Here is a 1836-nt window from a genome sequence, read left to right on the forward strand (position 1 = left end):
TCCATTTCGAAGCAATCACTGCAAAACCTAAACATGCTGCAATTAGATATAAAATATCACTGATCGTCATGCCTAGAGCCATAGCAAAACAAGAGCGAGAACCTTGCACAAGCGCCTTTGCCATCAACGCAAATACGCCTGGCCCTGGTGTGACACCAAAGACAAGAACCGCAAAGAAAAATGCCAATGCGCTTTCAAACGTCATCTCTTCACTCCGATATAGCGAAAACTTTAGAAAAGATATTAAAACACAAAAGCTCGGTTAGACCTTAGGTGACACGCAATTAAATCATGCGTTTGGAGAGAGGGTTTTATCTATCACTCGGCCCGTCTGTAGACAGTTCTACCATCCTTTATCGTTTCTAAAACTTGAATGTCTTTTAGAATTTCCGGTGAAAGCTCTAAAGGGTTTTGGTCAAGGACGATCATATCGGCACGTTTACCGACACTAAGAGTGCCTTTGGTATCTTCTTCGAACAACATTTATGCCGCATGTTCAGTTACACCTTTTAACGCAACATAAGGACTAACACGCTCATCTTCGCCAATCACAGCCCCTGAACGCGCTACCCGATTCACCGCGCTGTGCAGGCCCGGCATTGGATTGATCGGCGTGACAATTTCATCTGAGTGATTCGTAAACTGAATCCCTTTTTCATGAGCGGTATGAATAGGGCTTAAGAAAAAAGCACGTTCATCGCCTAAGTTTTCACGATGCACATCACCCCAAAAGAAGGCATGATTCGTAAAGAACGAAGGCAACATACCGTAGTCGCGATATTTGATTAACTGATCTTCTCGGACGAATTGGGAATGCACAACGACGGTTCTGCGATCGGCATCCAATGGTTGACCAAGACGCTTCGACTCTTCTTCATGTGCTCTTATCACCATGTCGATGGCAGCATCTCCATTCTCATGCACAAAGATCTGAATACCCTTCTCATAGGCTAAGCCAATTAGTCGATTCAACTCATCCTGTGGACCATGAGGAAAACCTACACAGTCTTTTTCGCATCCCAATACTGGCGTTAAATATGGTTGAGTGAAGTAAGCCGTTTTGCCTTGTAGCGAACCATCACCAATCAGTTTTATACCTTGAACCTTGAGCCCATTCTTATAGGTCTTAAATTCAAGATCGTCGTTCTTCAGGCTCGCATATCCATGCAGTGTCACAAGATCAAAATCGAGCTTTTCTTCTGCAGCAAGACTCCTGAAAAATGCCATGCTAATAGGGTCTGTCATGCCATCTTGTGCCGTGGTCACCCCAAAAGACAAATAGTGCTCCTGTGCCTTTGGGAATAACTCAGCTTTCTTGCCTTGAAACTCTTCAATAGCCTTGCCTGCAAAATAGTACATTGATATTTCTTGAACGAGGCCAGTCGGCGTTTTGCCATCGTCGAAGCAAATAATTCTTCCACCAATCGGATCTCTCGTATTCTCATCGATACCACCTTGTGCCAATGCCATAGAATTGGCCACACCCATATGACCACTCACATGCTGGAGATACACCGGATTATTCGGAAATGCTTTATCTAGCTCTATCTTGGTGATGTGCTTGCCTTCAGCTAGTTGGGTTTCGTCATAGCCCCATGCAAATATCCACTCGCTCAGCTTAATACCGAATGCATCGCGGTAGTTTTCTAAGGCGACAATGATGTCTGAGAAATTAGTGACCGTTCCTGCCGGAGGTGGCGCCACGTTGGCTTGCCCTATCGCACTAATCATCATTCCAAAATGACTATGAGGATCAATAAACCCAGGAAGCAAAAGCTTTCCTTTCAGGTCTCGTGAACTGGCCTCGGGATAGTTTGTCTTTGCTTGCTCAAGATC

1 protein-coding gene and 1 pseudogene are annotated in these 1836 nt (G+C 44.8%); both read right to left on the bottom strand.

All coding sequences use genetic code 11. From position 1 onward, the window contains the following. Nucleotides 1–205 (bottom strand): LysE family transporter (locus A3762_RS10305; protein WP_156493381.1); only part of this gene is annotated, 205 nt, incomplete at its 3' end. Nucleotides 206–318: 113 nt separating this feature from the next. Next, a pseudogene (locus A3762_RS10310) lies at nt 319–1788 on the bottom strand (amidohydrolase). Between the last annotated feature and the right edge of the window lie 48 nt (nt 1789–1836).

The sequence above is a fragment of the Oleiphilus sp. HI0125 genome, from assembly GCF_001635355.1.